Here is a 17,858-nt window from a genome sequence, read left to right on the forward strand (position 1 = left end):
CTTCACGCAGCGGCGGCGAGCTTCGTTCGTCCTACGAGGGACCAGGCGAAGTTTCACCAGAAAAAGGAATCAGGCTTCTCATGGGCGAACTGGCCAAAGAAATCCTCCCGGTCAATATCGAAGACGAACTGAGACAGTCTTACCTCGACTACGCGATGAGCGTGATTGTCGGGCGAGCGCTGCCCGATGCGCGTGACGGCTTGAAGCCCGTGCATCGACGCGTTCTCTATGCGATGAGCGAGCTGGGCAACGACTGGAACAAGCCGTACAAGAAATCCGCCCGTGTGGTCGGTGACGTGATCGGTAAGTACCACCCGCACGGCGACACCGCCGTGTACGACACCATCGTGCGCATGGCGCAGCCGTTCTCGCTGCGCTACCTGCTGGTCGATGGCCAGGGCAACTTCGGTTCGGTGGACGGCGACAACGCCGCGGCCATGCGATACACCGAAGTGCGCATGGCCAAGCTGGCCCACGAACTGCTGGCCGACCTGCACAAAGAGACCGTCGACTGGGTTCCTAACTACGACGGCACCGAGCAGATCCCGGCGGTCATGCCGACCAAGATCCCCAACCTGCTGGTCAACGGCTCCAGCGGTATCGCCGTGGGCATGGCCACCAACATCCCGCCGCACAACCTGGGCGAAGTGATCGATGGTTGCCTGGCGCTGATCGATAACTCCGACATCACGGTCGATGAACTGATGCAGTTCATCCCGGGGCCGGACTTCCCGACAGCAGGCCTGATCAACGGTCGTCAGGGCATCATCGAGGCCTATCGCACCGGCCGTGGCCGCATCTATATGCGCGCCCGCTCGGAAATCGAAGACATCGACAAGGTTGGCGGCCGCCAGCAGATCGTCGTCACCGAACTCCCCTACCAGCTGAACAAGGCGCGTCTGATCGAGAAGATCGCCGAGCTGGTCAAGGAGAAGAAGATCGAAGGCATCACCGAGCTGCGCGACGAGTCCGACAAGGACGGCATGCGCATCGTCATCGAGCTGCGCCGCGGCGAGGTGCCGGAGGTGGTGCTCAACAACCTCTACCAGCAGACGCAACTGCAGAGCGTGTTCGGCATCAACATCGTCGCCCTGATCGACGGTCGTCCGCGCCTGCTGAACCTGAAGGACCTGCTCGAGGCGTTCGTCCGTCACCGCCGTGAGGTCGTGACGCGTCGTACCGTGTTCGAGCTGCGCAAGGCCCGTGAGCGCGGCCACATTCTTGAAGGTCAGGCGGTTGCGCTGTCCAACATCGATCCGGTCATCGCCCTGATCAAGGCTTCGCCGACGCCGTCCGAGGCCAAGGAAGCCCTGATCAGCACCGCCTGGGAATCCAGTGCCGTGCAGGTGATGGTCGAGCGTGCCGGCGCCGACTCCTGCCGCCCGGAAGACTTGCCGGAGCAGTATGGCCTGCGTGAAGGCAAGTACTACCTGTCGCCGGAACAGGCCCAGGCCATCCTCGACCTGCGTCTGCACCGCCTGACCGGCCTGGAGCATGAAAAGCTGCTGGCTGAGTACCAGGAAATCCTGGAGCAGATCGGTGAGCTGATCCGCATCCTCAGCAGCGCCGAGCGCCTGATGGAAGTGATCCGCGAAGAGCTCGAAGCGATCCGTGCCGAGTACGGCGATGCCCGTCGCACCGAAATCCTCGACGCCCGTCACGACCTCAACTACGGCGACATGATCCCCGAAGAAGAGCGCGTGGTGACCATCTCCCACGGCGGCTACGCCAAGACGCAACCGTTGTCCGCCTACCAGGCCCAGCGCCGTGGCGGCAAGGGCAAGTCGGCGACCGGCGTGAAGGACGAGGACTACATCGAACATCTGCTGGTCGCCAACAGCCATGCGACGCTCCTGCTGTTCTCCAGCAAGGGCAAGGTTTACTGGCTCAAAACTTATGACATTCCCGAGGCCTCCCGCGCCGCCCGTGGTCGTCCGCTGGTCAACCTGCTGCCGCTGGAAGAAGGTGAACGCATCACCGCCATGCTGCAGATCGACCTGGAAGCCCTGCAGCAGCACGCCGATCCGGAAGAAGAGCTGGAAGACGGTGACGACGGTGTGATCGAGGGTGAGCTGGTCGAGGTCGAGGAAGCCGACGAGGAAGATGGCGATACGCCTGAGTGGGCTGCCGAGCCTACCGGCGCCTACATCTTCATGGCCACTGCCTCCGGTACCGTCAAGAAGACCCCGCTGGTGCAGTTCGCCCGTCCGCGCTCCAACGGCCTGATCGCCCTGAAGCTCAAGGAAGGTGACACCCTGATCGCCGCCGCTATCACCGACGGTGCCAAGGAAGTCATGATGTTCTCCGACGCCGGCAAGGTGATCCGCTTCGCCGAGAGCGTCGTGCGCGAAATGGGCCGTACTGCCCGTGGTGTGCGTGGCATGAAGTTGGGCAAAGGGCAGCGCATCATTTCCATGCTGATTCCGGAGTCCGGCGCGCAGATCCTCACCGCCTCCGAGCGCGGCTTCGGCAAGCGTACGCCGCTGTCGAAGTTCCCGCGTCGTGGCCGTGGTGGTCAGGGTGTGATCGCCATGGGCACCAAGGGGCGCAACGGCCTGTTGACCGGTGCTATCCAGGTGCAGGAAGGCGAAGAGATCATGCTGATCTCCGACCAGGGCACGTTGGTGCGCACGCGGGTTGGTGAGGTGTCCAGCCTGGGCCGTAACACCCAGGGTGTGACGCTGATCAAGCTGGCCGCCGACGAGACGTTGGTCGGCGTGGAGCGTGTCCAGGAGCCATCCGAGGAAGAGCTCGACGAACTGATCGAGACGGACGAGGAGGGCGCCCCGCTCGATGCGGTGGGCGAGGACAACGCGGGTGCTGAAGAGGCGCCTCAGGAATAAGTGAAGCAACAACCCGAGCGGGGCGACCAAGGTCGCCCCGTTTGACTGATTGGAACAGGCAACGCCGCTCCTACAGGGCTTGGCGAGCCTGCAAGTTACGATTTGTTCTATTTGGCAGAGCGAGAGTGGATGTGAGCAAACGAGCCTTTAACTTCTGCGCAGGCCCGGCCGCGCTTCCCGATGCTGTCCTGCAGCGTGCCCAGGCCGAAATGCTGGACTGGCGCGGCAAGGGCCTGTCGGTGATGGAAATGAGCCATCGCAGCGACGACTACGTGGCCATCGCCGAAAAGGCCGAACAGGACCTGCGCGACCTGCTGTCCGTCCCCTCCAACTACAAGGTGCTGTTCCTGCAGGGCGGCGCGAGCCAGCAGTTCGCCGAGATTCCGCTGAACCTGCTGCCGGAAAACGGCGTCGCCGACTACGTCGAGACCGGTATCTGGTCGAAAAAGGCCATCGAAGAGGCGCGCCGCTTCGGTAGCGTCAACGTTGCCGCCAGCGCCAAGGCTTACGATTACCTGGCGATTCCGGGCCAGAACGAATGGAAGCTGAGCAAGAACGCTGCCTACCTGCACTATGCGTCCAACGAAACCATCGGTGGCCTGCAGTTCGACTGGGTGCCCGAGGCCGGTGACGTGCCGCTGGTGGTTGATATGTCCTCGGACATCCTCTCGCGCCCGATCGATGTTTCCCAGTACGGCCTGATCTACGCCGGCGCACAGAAGAACATCGGCCCCAGCGGCCTGGTCGTGGTGATCGTGCGCGAAGACCTGCTGGGGCGTGCCCGCAGCAGCTGCCCGACCATGCTCGACTACAAGGTCTCGGCCGACAACGGCTCGATGTACAACACCCCGGCCACCTACTCCTGGTACCTCTCGGGCCTGGTGTTCGAGTGGCTCAAGGAGCAGGGTGGCGTCGAGGCGATGGAGCAGCGTAACCGCGCTAAGAAAGACCGCCTGTACGGGTTCATCGACAGCAGCGAGTTCTACACCAACCCGATCAGCCACAACGCCCGCTCGTGGATGAACGTGCCGTTCCGCCTGGCCGACGAGCGCCTGGACAAAGCCTTCCTCGCGGGTGCCGATGCCCGCGGCCTGCTGAACCTCAAGGGGCATCGTTCGGTTGGCGGCATGCGCGCCTCGATCTACAACGCCTTGGGGCTGGAAGCGGTCGAAGCCCTGGTCGGCTACATGGCCGAGTTCGAGAAGGAGCACGCTTGATGTCCGATCAGGAACTCAAGGCGCTGCGCGTTCGCATCGACAGCCTCGACGAGAAGATCCTCGAGCTGATCAGCGAGCGTGCCCGTTGCGCCCAGGAAGTCGCCAAGGTCAAGACCGCCACCCTCGCCGAAGGCGAGAAGCCGGTGTTCTACCGCCCCGAGCGCGAGGCGGCGGTGCTCAAGCGCGTCATGGAGCGCAACAAGGGGCCGCTGGACAACGAAGAGATGGCGCGGCTGTTCCGCGAAATCATGTCGTCGTGCCTGGCCCTGGAAGAGCCGCTCAAGATCGCCTACCTCGGCCCTGAGGGCACCTTCACCCAGGCGGCGGCCATGAAGCACTTCGGCCATGCGGTGGTCAGTCGCCCGATGGCGGCCATCGACGAGGTGTTCCGCGAGGTGGCGGCCGGTGCCGTCAACTTCGGCGTGGTGCCGGTGGAGAACTCCACCGAAGGTGCGGTCAGCCATACACTGGACAGCTTCCTCGAGCACGACATGGTGATCTGTGGCGAAGTCGAGCTGCGTATCCACCACCACCTGTTGGTGGGTGAGAACACCAAGACCGACAGCATCACCCGCATCTACTCCCATGCCCAGTCGCTGGCCCAGTGCCGCAAGTGGTTGGACGCCCACTATCCGAACGTCGAGCGCGTGGCGGTGTCCAGCAATGCCGAGGCGGCCAAGCGGGTGAAGGGCGAGTGGAACTCGGCGGCGATCGCCGGTGACATGGCGGCCAACCTGTACGGTCTGACCCGCCTGGCCGAGAAGATCGAGGACCGCCCGGACAACTCCACGCGCTTCCTCATGATCGGCAGCCAGGAAGTGCCGCCGACCGGCGACGACAAGACCTCGATCATCGTCTCCATGAGCAACAAGCCGGGTGCGCTGCATGAGCTGCTCGTGCCGTTCCATGAGAACGGCATCGACCTCACGCGCATCGAGACCCGTCCGTCGCGTAGCGGCAAATGGACGTACGTGTTCTTCATCGACTTCGTCGGCCATCACCGTGACCCGCTGATCAAGGCGGTACTGGAGCAGATCAGTCAGGAGGCCGTGGCGCTGAAGGTGCTGGGTTCCTATCCGAAGGCGGTGCTTTGATTTGAGATTACTGGGGCCGCTTTGCGCCCCATCGCGACACAAGGCCGCTCCCACAGGTATTGTGCAGGCCTTGAAACTGTACTGGATCCTGTGGGTGCGGCCTTGTGTCGCGATGGGCTGCAACGCAGCCCCAATGGGTCTCGCAGATTGCCTAGATTTCTGAACAGGGTTCGCACTCGTGGTTGATGCTGTAACAAAACAATCCGCACCGCTTATCGGTCGGCTGGTCGTGGTCGGCCTCGGCCTGATCGGCGGCTCGTTCGCCAAGGGCCTGCGCGAAAGCGGCCTGTGCCGCGAAGTGGTCGGTGTCGATCTCGATGCCGAGTCGCGCAAGCAGGCCGTGGCGCTTGGCGTGGTCGATCGCTGCGAGGAAGACCTCGCCGCCGCCTGTGTCGGCGCCGACGTCATCCAGCTGGCGGTGCCGATCCTGGCCATGGAGAAGCTTCTGGCGCGTCTGGCTCAGCTTGACCTGGGCGATGCGGTGATCACCGATGTGGGCAGTGCCAAAGGCAACGTGGTGCGTGCCGCTCGCGAGTCTTTCGCCGAGCGTCTGCCACGCTTCGTGCCGGGGCATCCGATCGCGGGTTCCGAGCAAAGTGGCGTGGAAGCTTCCAATGCGGCATTGTTCCGCCGCCACAAGGTGATCCTCACGCCGTTGCCGGAAACCGACCCGCAGGCACTGGCCCTGGTCGATCGTTTGTGGCGCGCGCTGGATGCCGACGTCGAGCACATGTCGGTCGAGCGCCACGACGAAGTGCTTGCCGCGACCAGTCACCTGCCGCACCTGCTGGCCTTCGGTCTGGTCGACTCGCTGGCCAAGCGCAATGAAAACCTGGAGATCTTCCGGTACGCTGCGGGGGGCTTCCGCGATTTCACGAGAATCGCTGGCAGCGACCCGATCATGTGGCATGACATCTTCCTCGCCAACCGCGAGGCTGTCCTGCGCACCCTTGATACATTTCGCAGCGACCTCGACGCCTTGCGCGACGCGGTCGATGCTGGGGACGGGCACCAGCTGCTGGGTGTGTTCACCCGCGCCCGGGTTGCCCGCGAGCATTTCAGTAAAATCCTGGCCCGCCGGGCCTATGTGGACGCTATGAACGCCAACGACCTGATTTTCCTGGCCCAACCTGGTGGCCGCGTGTCCGGACGGATTCGCGTACCAGGCGACAAATCGATCTCGCATCGCTCGATCATGCTCGGCTCGCTGGCCGAAGGCACCACCGAGGTGGAAGGTTTCCTTGAGGGCGAGGACGCCCTGGCAACCTTGCAGGCCTTCCGCGACATGGGCGTGGTCATCGAAGGCCCGCACCATGGCCGCGTGACCATTCATGGTGTTGGCCTGCACGGCCTCAAGCCGCCACCCGGGCCGCTGTACGTCGGTAACTCCGGCACCTCGATGCGCCTGCTGTCCGGCCTGCTGGCAGCGCAGCCGTTCGACACCACCATGACCGGCGATGCCTCGCTGTCCAAGCGCCCGATGAATCGCGTAGCCAATCCGCTGCGTGAAATGGGCGCGGTGGTCGAGACCGGTCCTGAAGGCCGTCCGCCACTGACCATTCGTGGTGGTCACAAGCTCAAGGCGTTGAACTACACGCTTCCAATGGCCAGCGCCCAGGTCAAGTCCTGCCTGCTGCTGGCTGGCCTGTACGCCGAAGGCACCACCACCGTCACCGAGCCGGCGCCAACCCGCGACCATACAGAGCGTATGCTGCGTGGCTTCGGTTACTCGGTCCAGAGCAACGGTCCGGTCGCCTCCCTGCAGGCGGGCGGCAAGCTCAGTGCAACCCGCATCGAAGTGCCGGCGGACATCTCTTCCGCCGCGTTCTTCCTGGTGGCGGCTTCCATCGCTCAAGGTTCCGAACTGGTGCTCGAGCATGTCGGGATCAACCCGACCCGCACCGGAGTGATCGACATCCTGCGCCTGATGGGCGGCGACATCACCCTGGAAAACCAGCGTGAAGTCGGTGGCGAGCCGGTGGCTGACCTGCGCGTGCGCGGGGCGAAGCTCAAGGGTATCGAAATCCCCGAGCACCTCGTGCCACTGGCAATCGACGAGTTCCCAGTACTGTTCGTCGCCGCGGCCTGCGCCGAAGGGCGTACCGTGCTGCGTGGCGCCGAAGAGCTGCGGGTCAAGGAGTCGGACCGCATCCAGGTGATGGCTGATGGTTTGATCACCCTGGGCGTGAAATGTGAACCGACTCCGGACGGTATCATCATCGAGGGTGGCCAGATCGGTGGCGGTGAGGTGCACGGCCACGGCGACCACCGTATTGCCATGGCCTTCAGCGTTGCATCGCTGCGTGCCAGCGCGCCGATCGTCATCCATGACTGCGCCAACGTCGCCACCTCCTTCCCGAACTTCCTGGCACTGTGCGCCGAAGTCGGTATCCGTGTCGCCGAAGAGGGCAAGTCGTGAGTTCGCAAGCACCGGTCATTACCATCGATGGGCCGAGCGGTTCGGGCAAGGGCACAGTGGCCGGCTTGCTGGCCCGTGAGCTGGGCTGGCGGCTGCTCGACTCCGGCGCCCTGTATCGATTGCTGGCGTTCAACGCCAGCAATCATGGTGTCGACCTGACCAACGAAGAGCTGCTCAAAGCCCTGGCTGCCCATCTGGATGTGCAGTTCATCGCCGCCGAGCCGGGCAAGCTGCAACAGATCATTCTCGAGGGCGAGGATGTCAGCAATGTCATCCGCACCGAGACCGTTGGTGCGGGTGCTTCGATGGTTGCCTCATTGCCGGCGGTGCGCGAGGCGCTGCTGCAGCGCCAGCGCGCCTTCCGCGAGGCGCCCGGCCTGATCGCCGATGGCCGCGACATGGGCACCGTGGTGTTCCCGGACGCGCCGTTGAAAGTCTTCCTCACCGCCAGCGCGGAGGAGCGTGCCCGTCGCCGTTACCTGCAGTTGAAGGGCAAGGGTGAAGATGTTAGTCTGTCAAGTCTGCTAGATGAGATCCGTGCGCGCGATGAGCGTGACACCCAGCGCGCAGTGGCCCCGCTCAAGCCGGCGGCCGATGCGATTCAGCTGGATTCCACGGAGCTGTCCATCGAGCAGGTGCTGCAACGCATCAGAAGCGAGCTCGCGCTACGCGACCTCATCTGATGGAGAGGAGAGCCGGCAGGGGCACCAGTCAACGTCCTGCCAGCTTTTCTTTACTTAAACGAAACCCACATTGTCTGGAATGTGGCTATGGGCGTCTGTTTCGCCCGAATCTACAGGAATTAAAATGAGCGAAAGCTTTGCAGAACTCTTTGAAGAAAGCCTGAAAACCCTCAATCTTCAGCCGGGTGCCATCATCACCGGTATCGTTGTCGACATCGACGGCGACTGGGTTACCGTTCACGCTGGCCTGAAGTCCGAGGGCGTCATCCCGCTCGAGCAGTTCATCAACGAAGCTGGCGAGCTGACCATCAAGGTCGGTGACGAAGTTCACGTTGCGCTGGACGCGGTCGAAGACGGCTTTGGCGAAACCAAGCTGTCCCGTGAAAAAGCCAAGCGCGCCGAGTGCTGGATTGTTCTGGAAGCTGCTTTCGCTGCCGAAGAAGTGGTCAAGGGCGTTATCAACGGTAAGGTTAAGGGCGGCTTTACTGTCGACGTTAACGGCATCCGTGCGTTCCTGCCGGGCTCCCTGGTTGATGTCCGCCCAGTGCGCGACACCACCCACCTGGAAGGCAAAGAGCTGGAATTCAAGGTCATCAAGCTGGACCAGAAGCGCAACAACGTTGTCGTTTCCCGTCGCAGCGTCCTGGAAGCCGAAAACAGCGCCGAGCGCGAAGCTCTGCTGGAATCGCTGCAGGAAGGCCAGCAGGTCAAGGGTATCGTCAAGAACCTCACCGACTACGGTGCGTTCGTCGACCTGGGCGGCGTCGATGGTCTGCTGCACATCACCGACATGGCCTGGAAGCGTATCAAGCACCCGTCCGAGATCGTCAACGTTGGTGACGAGATCGACGTCAAGGTCCTGAAGTACGATCGTGAGCGCAACCGCGTTTCGCTGGGTCTGAAGCAACTGGGCGAAGACCCATGGGTTGCTATCAAGGCTCGCTACCCAGAAAGCACTCGCGTCATGGCTCGCGTCACCAACCTGACCGACTACGGCTGCTTCGCTGAGCTGGAAGAAGGCGTTGAAGGCCTGGTGCACGTTTCCGAAATGGACTGGACCAACAAGAACATCCACCCGTCGAAAGTCGTTCAGGTTGGCGACGAAGTGGAAGTCATGGTTCTGGACATCGACGAAGAGCGTCGTCGTATCTCCCTGGGTATCAAGCAGTGCAAATCGAACCCATGGGAAGACTTCTCCGGCCAGTTCAACAAGGGTGACAAGATCACCGGTACCATCAAGTCGATCACCGACTTCGGTATCTTCATTGGCCTGGACGGCGGCATCGACGGTCTGGTTCACCTGTCGGACATCTCCTGGAACGAAGCCGGCGAAGAAGCCGTGCGTCGCTTCAAGAAGGGCGACGAGCTGGAAACCGTTATCCTGTCGGTTGACCCAGAGCGCGAGCGTATCTCCCTGGGTATCAAGCAACTGGAAGACGATCCGTTCTCCAACTTCGTTGCTCTGAACGACAAGGGCGCGATCGTCAAAGGTATCGTCAAGGAAGTTGACGCCAAAGGCGCCATCGTTACCCTGGGCGACGACATCGAAGCTACTCTGAAAGCTTCCGAAATCAGCCGTGATCGCGTTGAAGACGCTCGTAACGTGCTGAAGGAAGGCGAAGAGATCGAAGCCAAGATCATCAGCGTCGACCGCAAGTCCCGCGTTATCAGCCTGTCCATCAAGTCGAAGGACGACGCTGAAGAGCGCGAAGCCATCCAGAGCCTGAAAAACGCTCCGGAAGCGGCTGCCGATACCACCATGGCTGCGCTGCTGCGCGAAGCAATGGCCAAGCAGAACTGAGTTCTGTTTGATCGGTAAAAAGGGCGACCCTCGGGTCGCCCTTTTTTTTGCTTGCAGGGCTCGATGCTCCTTGCTTTGAAGTAACTCTTGCCTCGAGAGGGGCAAGAGTCGCTCTTTAGAGCTGTTGCCTCGTTCTGGTGGTTATCATGTGTGTGTCGAAGAGCTCTCGAGGCAGGCGAGGGTGTTCCTTCGGGCTTGTAGTCCTCTTCTTGAATTTTTTTGTTAAGTCAAGAACTGCCCTGTTCAAATCTGTCGGAGCGTGCTAAAAACTGATTAAGCAATGATCTAGCTGCTTGATAACGAAGGGAAAAATATGACGAAGTCGGAGCTGATCGATCGAATTGTCACCCATCAGGGGCTGCTCTCGTCCAAGGACGTGGAGTTGGCCATCAAGACCATGCTTGAGCAGATGTCGCAGTGCCTGGCCACTGGGGATCGTATCGAGATCCGTGGTTTTGGCAGCTTCTCCTTGCACTACCGTGCGCCGCGAGTGGGGCGTAATCCAAAGACGGGTCAGTCTGTGAGTCTTGAGGGGAAATATGTGCCGCATTTTAAGCCGGGAAAGGAGTTGCGTGATCGGGTCAATGAAGAGGAGCATGTGCCTCATTGAGGGAGAGAGTTCTGATGCGTAACTTTAAGCGTGCCGTGATCATGCTCCTCGTGCTGCTGTTGTTGGCGTTGGTGCTATTTTTTGTGCTGGAAAATCAACAAGTGGTCTCCCTGACGATTTTGGGTTGGTCGGCTCCAGCAATGCCAGTAGCAATCCCAGTCCTTGCTGCATTGATTGTTGGGCTCCTTGTCGGGCCTCTTCTTGGTGCGTGCTTGTTTGTGCGTCGCAAAGGCGTCAGTTCCTGATTGGCATAAGGTCGGTAATGCTGTTGCCTGCTTTTTTTTGTGGGGATATGCTGCAAGCGGCTGGTGATGCTTTAGGTCTGTGGCGGGGGGGGGATTGCTAGGGGCCGTATCGCCGTCTTTGCCATGGTGCACGTTCGGCTTCGAAGTGAGAGCCAACCCTTTGTTTGGAGCATTCTGTCGTATCGTGGCAAAGGCTAGGAACTCTGGTGTCACGTAGCTATCTATAGGGGGCTGTGGTGTGCGGCGATGGGTAGGCCTGGTGGGTGAGTAAGTTTTGAAGGGTGAGGCGTACAAGTTATGGTTTCAAAGGTTAAGATAATAAAATGAATGTAGTGCAAGATGGTCGTGAACGGGCGGGTGAAATTGATTTTATTGAGCTCCTTGTTGTTCTCTTCAAGGAGTGGCTTCTTGTTGTCAAAGTGGCGTCTTTGGTATTTGCTCTTGGTTTGGTCTATGTGTTTTATGTTCCATCACGTTATGAGGCCAAGCTGTTTACGATTCCGCCTACTCAGAACGATATTGCGCAGTTGAATTATGGGCGCGGTGGTTCTGCCGAGTTGCCTTTGATTTCTGTTGGGGATGTCTATTCGAGCTATGTGCGTAACCTCAATTCTGAGTCGATGCGCATGGAGTTTTTTAATGATGTCTATTTTCCATCTTTAGCGGAGAAGCAGAAAACGTCTCTGCGTAGTGATCTCTATCGGCAGTTTTTTGCCGCTCTAAGTATTTTGCAGGGCGGTAAAGATCAGTCTGATCGTTACTTGATTACTGCGAGCAGTAGTAGCCCGGAAGAGGCTGCTAAGTGGGTTAAGCAATATACTCAGATGGCCGGTGATCGGGCCAAGCGTGAGGTGCTGAAGAATATCTACAGCGATGCGCTCGTCAAGGCGGACAACCTCGAGAAGCAGATCAGGCGAGAGCAAGAAAGTGCGCGCCGGGAACGTGACGACCGTATTGCACGACTGACTGAGGCGCTAGTAATTGCTCGATCCGTTGGTCTTGTAAAACCACCGATCATCTCTGCAGAATTGACCGCACAGATGAATGGTTCTCTTACTTATATGAGGGGTAGTGATGCTCTGGAGGCAGAGATCGCCAACCTGAAAAAACGCTCATCCGATGACCCGTTTATCAGCAATCTTCGTCAGAGAGAGGCGGAGGTGAGCTTCTACCGGTCGCTGCGAATTGATCCCGCCTTGATCGAAGTTTACCAGCAGGATGGCGACTTGATCGTTCCTGATAGGCCAGTTAGCCCTAAGTCGTTGCTTGTCCTTCTGATCGCTTTGTGCCTGGGGCTCGCAGCGGGTGCGTGTTTGGCGCTAGCTCGACATGGATGGGTGCGACGAACGGTTGTGTCAAAGTGAGGAAAGCCCCTCAGGCATACGGAATTGTTGGATAAGCGTTCTTTAAAATGTAAGAATGGGGGGCTTTTGGCTTGAGGCAGGATTGATGGGGCGTGCTTGATTGACTGTGATGCTGGCTAGTGGGCGAGCCGATTTCCGCAGTTCACGGGCAAGCTCTTGTCTTGACGAGTATCGTACGCTCCACGACCGCTGAATTTCGGCCTTATTGGCCTGCCGGTGCTTGTGTGAGAGGGCATGGCGCTGCAAGTACGGATCCGTCGATGCTGTCATATTGGTGGCAGCTGCAGTCTTGAAGCAATTTCTTGAGCCAATTTACGAGATTGGCGGCATGCGGTGCTCGATTGTGGTTCAGGGATCGAATGCTTGCAATCGCTCCAGTTTTTATCCGTGAGCCCCAGTGAGGTGGTGGTGATGGCGCGGGAAGATGAGAGTGATACTCATTTCTTAAAAAGCTACAGTATTGGCCCCCATTTATCCGAATAGTAATCTGCCTGGATGGTTTTAGCTGTGAGTTTCCATTGGTGCGTTGATTGCCTGCTTTTTGCTGGGAGGTAGGAGTTTGTGTAAGTTGTGTTCAAGGTTTAATAAAGTTGACGCCTTATTATTGCTGATGCCTTGATGCAGGCAGAGGTTTAGGGGTGGTGCTTGGAAGGTTTGGCAGAGGCGGTATGAGCTCGATTTCTAAGGTTGTTAAAGGTGCGCTCCTGAATCTTGGCGGGCTCGGGCTCCCTATGGTTGTTGCTTTTTTTTCCATCCCTTATCTAATTGAGTTGTTAGGGGCGGAGAAGTTTGGTCTGCTGGCGTTGATTTGGGCAGTTGTTAGCTATGCAGGAATATTCGACCTTGGTCTTGGTCGAGCATTGACTCAGCAAATTGCAGCCCACGATGCAATGGGGGCGCATCAAAAATTGGGTGGGCTGATTGGAACCGCTTATGGTCTGATGCTGCTGGTCAGCGTTGGGCTGGGTCTATTGATGTTTCTACTTTCGACTTCCATTGTTGGGGTTGTAAAAGGTGTAACAAATATAGAGGAAACCGAAGCAGCATTTCATGTCATGGCCGCTTCGGTGCCATTTATTATCCTGGCCTCGGGGTTTCGGGGCGTCCTTGAAGCGCGGCAGGCATTTGGCCAGGTCAATTATGTTCGGCTGCCGCTTGGTATCTACACCTTCGTCGGCCCGGTTGTTGTAGCTTGCCTGTTCGGTGCGCGTTTGGATCTGATTGCTGTTGCTCTTGTTCTGGGGAGAGTAATGGCGTGTGTTGCCTATCTTTGGTTTGTGGTCAAGTCTGCGGCGATTGAGGAGCACCGAACTCTCGCTTGGGAAAGTAAACATGTAAAATCTTTATGTGCCAGCGGTGGATGGTTGTCCGTGGCAAGTGTGGTTGGGCCGGTCATGGGGTATGCGGATCGTTTTGTTCTTGGTGGAATAATTTCAGCTACTGCAGTCGCATACTATGTCACGCCAAATGAACTGGTTACCAAGTTGTGGATTCTTCCTGGTGCACTGACTGCAGTGCTTTTTCCGCTGTTTTCGAGCGACTTATCAGGCGCCGGTCGGTCCGCTACTGTCAGGCTGTTCGATTTTTCTAGCATGATCATTTATTCAATGATCGCACCATTGTCTCTAATTCTTGCGGTTTTCTCGTACGAAGTGCTCAAGCTATGGGTGGGTGCTGAGTTTGCAGTTGAGGGGCAAGCGATACTGGTCATTTTTGCTTTCGCAATTCTTATAAATTGCATGGCGCACGTTCCATTGACGTTGTTGCAGGGCGGGGGCGATGCCCGTTTGGTAGCGCTATTGCAGGTTGTAGAAATCCCCATGTTTCTTCTTGTGCTTTGGTGGCTCACGCTTAAGTTTGGAGTGTTGGGCGCGGCCAGTGCGTGGGTGTTGCGTGCGGTGTTCGATACAATATTGATGCTGTATTTGGCTTGTCGAAAGCTGAATGTCAGCTTTGCACGCCGGGCGGGGCTTGCATTATTGGGCGTGATAGCGCTACTGGGATGCTACCTTTTGATTCGAGATGCAGCTGTTACTGTGCGGTTGTTGATCGTGGGTGTTATTTGCGCTGCATTCGCACTCGTGATCGTCTGGTGGACTGCAAAGTCCATGAAGTTTAAGCTGAAGATGCAATCCTGATGGAGTTGGTAAGCCGCTTTTACGATGTCTACACCCTCGTTCTCTTGGCAGTTTGGTCAGGGGTGCTTTTTGTATGGGTGTTGGATGGAAAGCATTCCCGTTGGGAGGGGGTCATATTCAAAGCACTGGCTTTGATGTTGATTATTTTTTCCGCGACCCGTTATGAGACGGGGTATGACTGGCCGGCTTACAAAGAGTTTTATTTGTTGGGCGATCAGTTGGAGGGTCGGTACGATTTTGAACTTGGCTTCAGAGTGCTGGCGGGCCTGCTGCGAGAAGTGAATGCTGGGTTTTCTGTTTTTCAATTTTTAGTTAGCGCTCTTCAGGTCTTTTTTACGACCCTATTTATTCGTAAGTTTTTCAAGGGGTTGTCAATTTTTGCATTGGCGATTTATTACACGATACCTGATCTGTACTTGATTAACTCGTTTTCTCTGATGCGGCAAGGGTTGGCGCTGTCACTGTTTCTTTGTGGGGCTATTTATTATATTGAGCGAAAGTCCTTTCGTTCGTTTGTATTGTTTGCGGGTGCGTTGATGTTTCATATGTCAAGTGCATTTGCAGTGTTTGCTTTTTTTGCAGTCCGTATGTTGATGCCGGGATACGTGCTTTTTGCTTTTTGCGCGTGGGGACTTTGCCTGCTGTATCTGGCGGGCGTGAGTGTGCCAGGGGTGTTGATTGGGGTGATGGTTAAACTTCCCTACCTCGATAAATATGCGATCTATGGCAGTCTCGATACGCCTAGTGCAAGTATTGCCTATAAGGTGTTATTTGTTGCGCTGTTTCAGTCGTTGTTCTTGTTGGCCTGCTACCGTAGGCGCTTGTTGGTGCGGGCGGGCAACTACGGCGTTGAAGAGGCTTTTGGCTTTGGCTTGGCTTGCCTGGCGGTTATAATTAGTTTCTTTTTCTGGGCGTATCCAACATTTCTTTCGCGGTTTCAGGCGTTTTTTGTATTCTTCCTGATCGGTTGGGTGCTGCAGGCGTTTGATTTTTCCAGGTGCGGAAATCGTTTTATTCTATTTTGTGCGGTGTTTGGCTTGGTGGGCGCGCTGTATGTGAAGTTTGTTCTAACTACTATATCGATAGTGTACTTCCCATATCAGAGTGTTTTTTCCGAGAATATAGAATTTCTTAGTACCGGCTCTGAGAGGACAGATAAACTATATGATGAGTTGCGCTGGCTTTGGCGGGGGGTTGAATGAATAAGGTCCTGTTGCTGACAACTAAGTACCCCTGTGGGGCTGGGGAGGGTTGGCTGACGAATGAGCTGGCGGAGTGTTTTTCGCGTGAAGGGAAAGATGTTTCCGTGCTCGCGTTGAGTTGGGAGTATGGGGACGGTGAAAGTGCTGTTATCGATCTCAATGGGGTGAAGGTCTATCGAAGTCGTCTCTGGAAGTTTTTTTATAAAAAGAATTTCATTTGTGCAATGCTCAAGATTTTTCTGTTCTCGCTTCTGGTGCGACTTCGCTACAAGAAGCAACTCATGAGGGCTGATCTAATTGTTGCGACGACGCCCTGTATTGTTATCTGGGGGTTATTGGATTTTTTCTGGCGTAAGCCAAAAGCTAGGAAGTATCTGGTCCTCTGGGACTTTTTCCCTTATTACATGCGGGATCTCTGGGGCTCCGGGAGGAGCAAGTTATTCAAGCTTTTTGTTGGGTGGGAGAATCGGCTCTATAACCAGTTTGATGCAATCGGTTGCATGACCAAGGGTAGTGTGGAGTTTCTAGAGAAGAACTACACGATCAATCGTCGCCGTGTTGGATTGCTACCGCTTTGGACCAAGCAGCTACCTCAGGTCAGGGTTGATGCTGCAGAGCGCCTGGCACTTCGTAAAAAATATGGTATCGACGAAAACTCCTTTGTTGCGGTGTATGGTGGTGCGATGTCTGTCGTTCAAGGGTTGGACAATATTCTCAATCTTGCCGCCAGCTTGAAGCAGGAGCCTGCCTACCAGTTTGTCTTCATCGGTCGTGGTAGTGAACTGCCACGCTTACGTGCGCGTGCCGAGGATGAGGGTTTAACTAATGTTAAATTTATTGATTACGTGCCTCGTGACGAATACGAAAAAATTATTGCAGTGTGCGATGTAGGGATCGTCTCGTTGGCGGGGCAGCATGCTGTGCCGAGTTTTCCATCTAAATCGATCGATTATTTGAAGGTGGGTCTGCCAATTTTGGCGTCGATTGATCGCTATACTGAGTTTGGTTCTATTTTGATTAACGATATGAAGGCCGGTCTTTGGGTAGAGGCGGGGGACCCCGGCTCACTCGGACGGGCGCTTGCGGAAATGCATCAGGATAGCGTATTTTTGTCCGAATGTGCGCTAAATGGTCGGCGCTACTACGAACAGGAAATGAAAGTCGAGTCGGCTGTCACAACTATTATTGCAGCATGCGAGGAAGTATGAATTTCAAAGGAAAAACTCTCCTGATCACCGGCGGTACCGGTTCTTTCGGTAATGCGGTACTGAAGCGCTTCCTGGAAACCGATATCGGCGAGATTCGTATCTTCAGCCGTGATGAGAAGAAACAGGATGACATGCGCAAGCGCTACGCGAGCGCCAAGCTGAAGTTTTACATCGGTGATGTGCGTGATTATCAAAGCATTTTGAACGCAACGCGTGGTGTCGATTACATCTTCCATGCCGCAGCGCTAAAGCAGGTGCCATCCTGCGAGTTTCACCCTCTGGAAGCGGTGAAGACCAACGTTCTGGGTACTGAGAATGTCCTTGAAGCGGCCATTCAGAACGAAGTCAAACGCGTTGTCTGCCTGAGTACCGACAAAGCCGTCTATCCGATCAACGCCATGGGTATCTCGAAGGCGATGATGGAAAAGGTCATGGTCGCCAAGTCGCGCAACGTCGATGACGACAAGACGGTCATCTGCGGTACGCGCTACGGCAACGTCATGGCCTCCCGCGGCTCGGTCATCCCGCTGTTCATCGAGCAGATTCGCGCCGGCAAGGCCCTGACCCTGACCGACCCGAGCATGACTCGCTTCATGATGACGCTGGCCGATGCGGTCGACCTGGTACTGTACGCCTTCGAACATGGCAACAATGGTGACCTGTTCGTACAGAAAGCCCCTGCCGCGACCGTCGAGGTCCTGGCCAAGGCTCTGACCGCGCTGGTTGGCAAACCTGAGCACGCGATCCAGGTGATTGGTACTCGCCATGGCGAAAAACTCTACGAGGCCCTGCTGAGCCGTGAAGAGATGGCCTGCGCCGAGGATATGGGCGACTACTTCCGCGTACCGCCAGACCTGCGCGACCTGAACTACGCCAAGTTCGTCGAAGAGGGCGAGACCAAGATCTCCCGTACCGAAGATTACAACTCGCACAACACCGAGCGCCTGGACGTTGAAGGCATGCAGAAACTGCTGCTGAAGCTCGATTTCATGCGCGCCATCCAGCGCGGTGAGCACGCCACGCCTGAGGAGTGA

Annotated in this window: 13 protein-coding genes; all 13 read left to right on the top strand. The window is 57.2% G+C overall.

Annotated features, from left to right (window positions below; genetic code table 11):
- Positions 1–80 precede the first annotated feature (80 nt).
- The 13 genes from gyrA (at position 81) to PSEEN_RS06965 (ending at position 17,858) form a co-directional block, all read left to right on the top strand.
- Positions 81–2,843, top strand: a complete 2,763-nt coding sequence (gyrA, locus tag PSEEN_RS06905; protein WP_011532771.1) for a DNA gyrase subunit A — start codon at positions 81–83, stop codon at positions 2,841–2,843.
- 131 nt (positions 2,844–2,974) lie between these two features.
- Positions 2,975–4,060, top strand: coding sequence for a 3-phosphoserine/phosphohydroxythreonine transaminase (serC, locus tag PSEEN_RS06910; RefSeq protein ID WP_011532772.1), 1,086 nt, complete (start codon positions 2,975–2,977; stop codon positions 4,058–4,060).
- A complete protein-coding gene (pheA, locus tag PSEEN_RS06915) occupies positions 4,060–5,154 on the top strand; it encodes a prephenate dehydratase (RefSeq protein WP_011532773.1) in 1,095 nt (364 codons plus the stop codon). The genes serC and pheA overlap by 1 nt, the downstream gene beginning before the upstream one ends.
- A 178-nt stretch (positions 5,155–5,332) precedes the next feature.
- Positions 5,333–7,573 carry a bifunctional prephenate dehydrogenase/3-phosphoshikimate 1-carboxyvinyltransferase gene (locus PSEEN_RS06920; RefSeq protein WP_011532774.1) on the top strand — a complete coding sequence of 747 codons (2,241 nt, stop codon included), beginning with the start codon at positions 5,333–5,335 and terminating at the stop codon, positions 7,571–7,573.
- Entirely contained in the window at positions 7,570–8,256 is a 687-nt protein-coding gene (gene cmk / locus PSEEN_RS06925) for a (d)CMP kinase (RefSeq protein ID WP_011532775.1), read from the top strand. Before PSEEN_RS06920 ends, cmk begins: the two co-directional genes overlap by 4 nt.
- A 124-nt stretch (positions 8,257–8,380) precedes the next feature.
- A complete protein-coding gene (rpsA, locus tag PSEEN_RS06930; RefSeq protein WP_011532776.1) occupies positions 8,381–10,057 on the top strand; it encodes a 30S ribosomal protein S1 in 1,677 nt (558 codons plus the stop codon).
- A 313-nt stretch (positions 10,058–10,370) separates the two neighbouring features.
- Positions 10,371–10,667, top strand: coding sequence for an integration host factor subunit beta (gene ihfB, locus PSEEN_RS06935; RefSeq protein WP_011532777.1), 297 nt, complete (start codon positions 10,371–10,373; stop codon positions 10,665–10,667).
- A gap of 14 nt (positions 10,668–10,681) precedes the next feature.
- Entirely contained in the window at positions 10,682–10,912 is a 231-nt protein-coding gene (locus tag PSEEN_RS06940) for a lipopolysaccharide assembly protein LapA domain-containing protein (RefSeq protein WP_044487829.1), read from the top strand.
- Positions 10,913–11,235: 323 nt separating this feature from the next.
- Positions 11,236–12,276 carry an LPS O-antigen chain length determinant protein WzzB gene (locus PSEEN_RS06945; protein WP_011532778.1) on the top strand — a complete coding sequence of 347 codons (1,041 nt, stop codon included), beginning with the start codon at positions 11,236–11,238 and terminating at the stop codon, positions 12,274–12,276.
- Between the two features lie 668 nt (positions 12,277–12,944).
- Positions 12,945–14,414: a flippase gene (locus tag PSEEN_RS06950; protein ID WP_044487831.1), complete on the top strand. Its 1,470-nt coding sequence runs from the start codon at positions 12,945–12,947 to the stop codon at positions 14,412–14,414.
- Positions 14,414–15,616: an EpsG family protein gene (locus tag PSEEN_RS06955; RefSeq protein ID WP_011532781.1), complete on the top strand. Its 1,203-nt coding sequence runs from the start codon at positions 14,414–14,416 to the stop codon at positions 15,614–15,616. The genes PSEEN_RS06950 and PSEEN_RS06955 overlap by 1 nt, the downstream gene beginning before the upstream one ends.
- Positions 15,613–16,824 (top strand): glycosyltransferase family 4 protein, encoded by a 1,212-nt coding sequence (locus PSEEN_RS06960; protein WP_011532782.1) that lies wholly within the window; start codon positions 15,613–15,615, stop codon positions 16,822–16,824. The genes PSEEN_RS06955 and PSEEN_RS06960 overlap by 4 nt, the downstream gene beginning before the upstream one ends.
- Entirely contained in the window at positions 16,821–17,858 is a 1,038-nt protein-coding gene (locus PSEEN_RS06965) for a polysaccharide biosynthesis protein (RefSeq protein WP_011532783.1), read from the top strand. The genes PSEEN_RS06960 and PSEEN_RS06965 overlap by 4 nt, the downstream gene beginning before the upstream one ends.

Source organism: Pseudomonas entomophila L48 (assembly GCF_000026105.1).
In the GTDB taxonomy this organism is placed as follows: Bacteria; Pseudomonadota; Gammaproteobacteria; order Pseudomonadales; family Pseudomonadaceae; genus Aquipseudomonas; species Aquipseudomonas entomophila.

What these genes read in the sequence shown, in the direction of transcription:
- PSEEN_RS06950 (WP_044487831.1), top strand. Translation starts at nt 12,945, where the DNA reads ATGAGCTCGATTTCTAAGGTTGTTAAAGGTGCGCTCCTGAATCTTGGC.
- PSEEN_RS06965 (WP_011532783.1), top strand. Translation starts at nt 16,821, where the DNA reads ATGAATTTCAAAGGAAAAACTCTCCTGATCACCGGCGGTACCGGTTCT.
- PSEEN_RS06955 (WP_011532781.1), top strand. Translation starts at nt 14,414, where the DNA reads ATGGAGTTGGTAAGCCGCTTTTACGATGTCTACACCCTCGTTCTCTTG.
- ihfB (WP_011532777.1), top strand. Translation starts at nt 10,371, where the DNA reads ATGACGAAGTCGGAGCTGATCGATCGAATTGTCACCCATCAGGGGCTG.
- gyrA (WP_011532771.1), top strand. Translation starts at nt 81, where the DNA reads ATGGGCGAACTGGCCAAAGAAATCCTCCCGGTCAATATCGAAGACGAA.
- PSEEN_RS06945 (WP_011532778.1), top strand. Translation starts at nt 11,236, where the DNA reads ATGAATGTAGTGCAAGATGGTCGTGAACGGGCGGGTGAAATTGATTTT.
- PSEEN_RS06960 (WP_011532782.1), top strand. Translation starts at nt 15,613, where the DNA reads ATGAATAAGGTCCTGTTGCTGACAACTAAGTACCCCTGTGGGGCTGGG.
- pheA (WP_011532773.1), top strand. Translation starts at nt 4,060, where the DNA reads ATGTCCGATCAGGAACTCAAGGCGCTGCGCGTTCGCATCGACAGCCTC.
- rpsA (WP_011532776.1), top strand. Translation starts at nt 8,381, where the DNA reads ATGAGCGAAAGCTTTGCAGAACTCTTTGAAGAAAGCCTGAAAACCCTC.
- PSEEN_RS06940 (WP_044487829.1), top strand. Translation starts at nt 10,682, where the DNA reads ATGCGTAACTTTAAGCGTGCCGTGATCATGCTCCTCGTGCTGCTGTTG.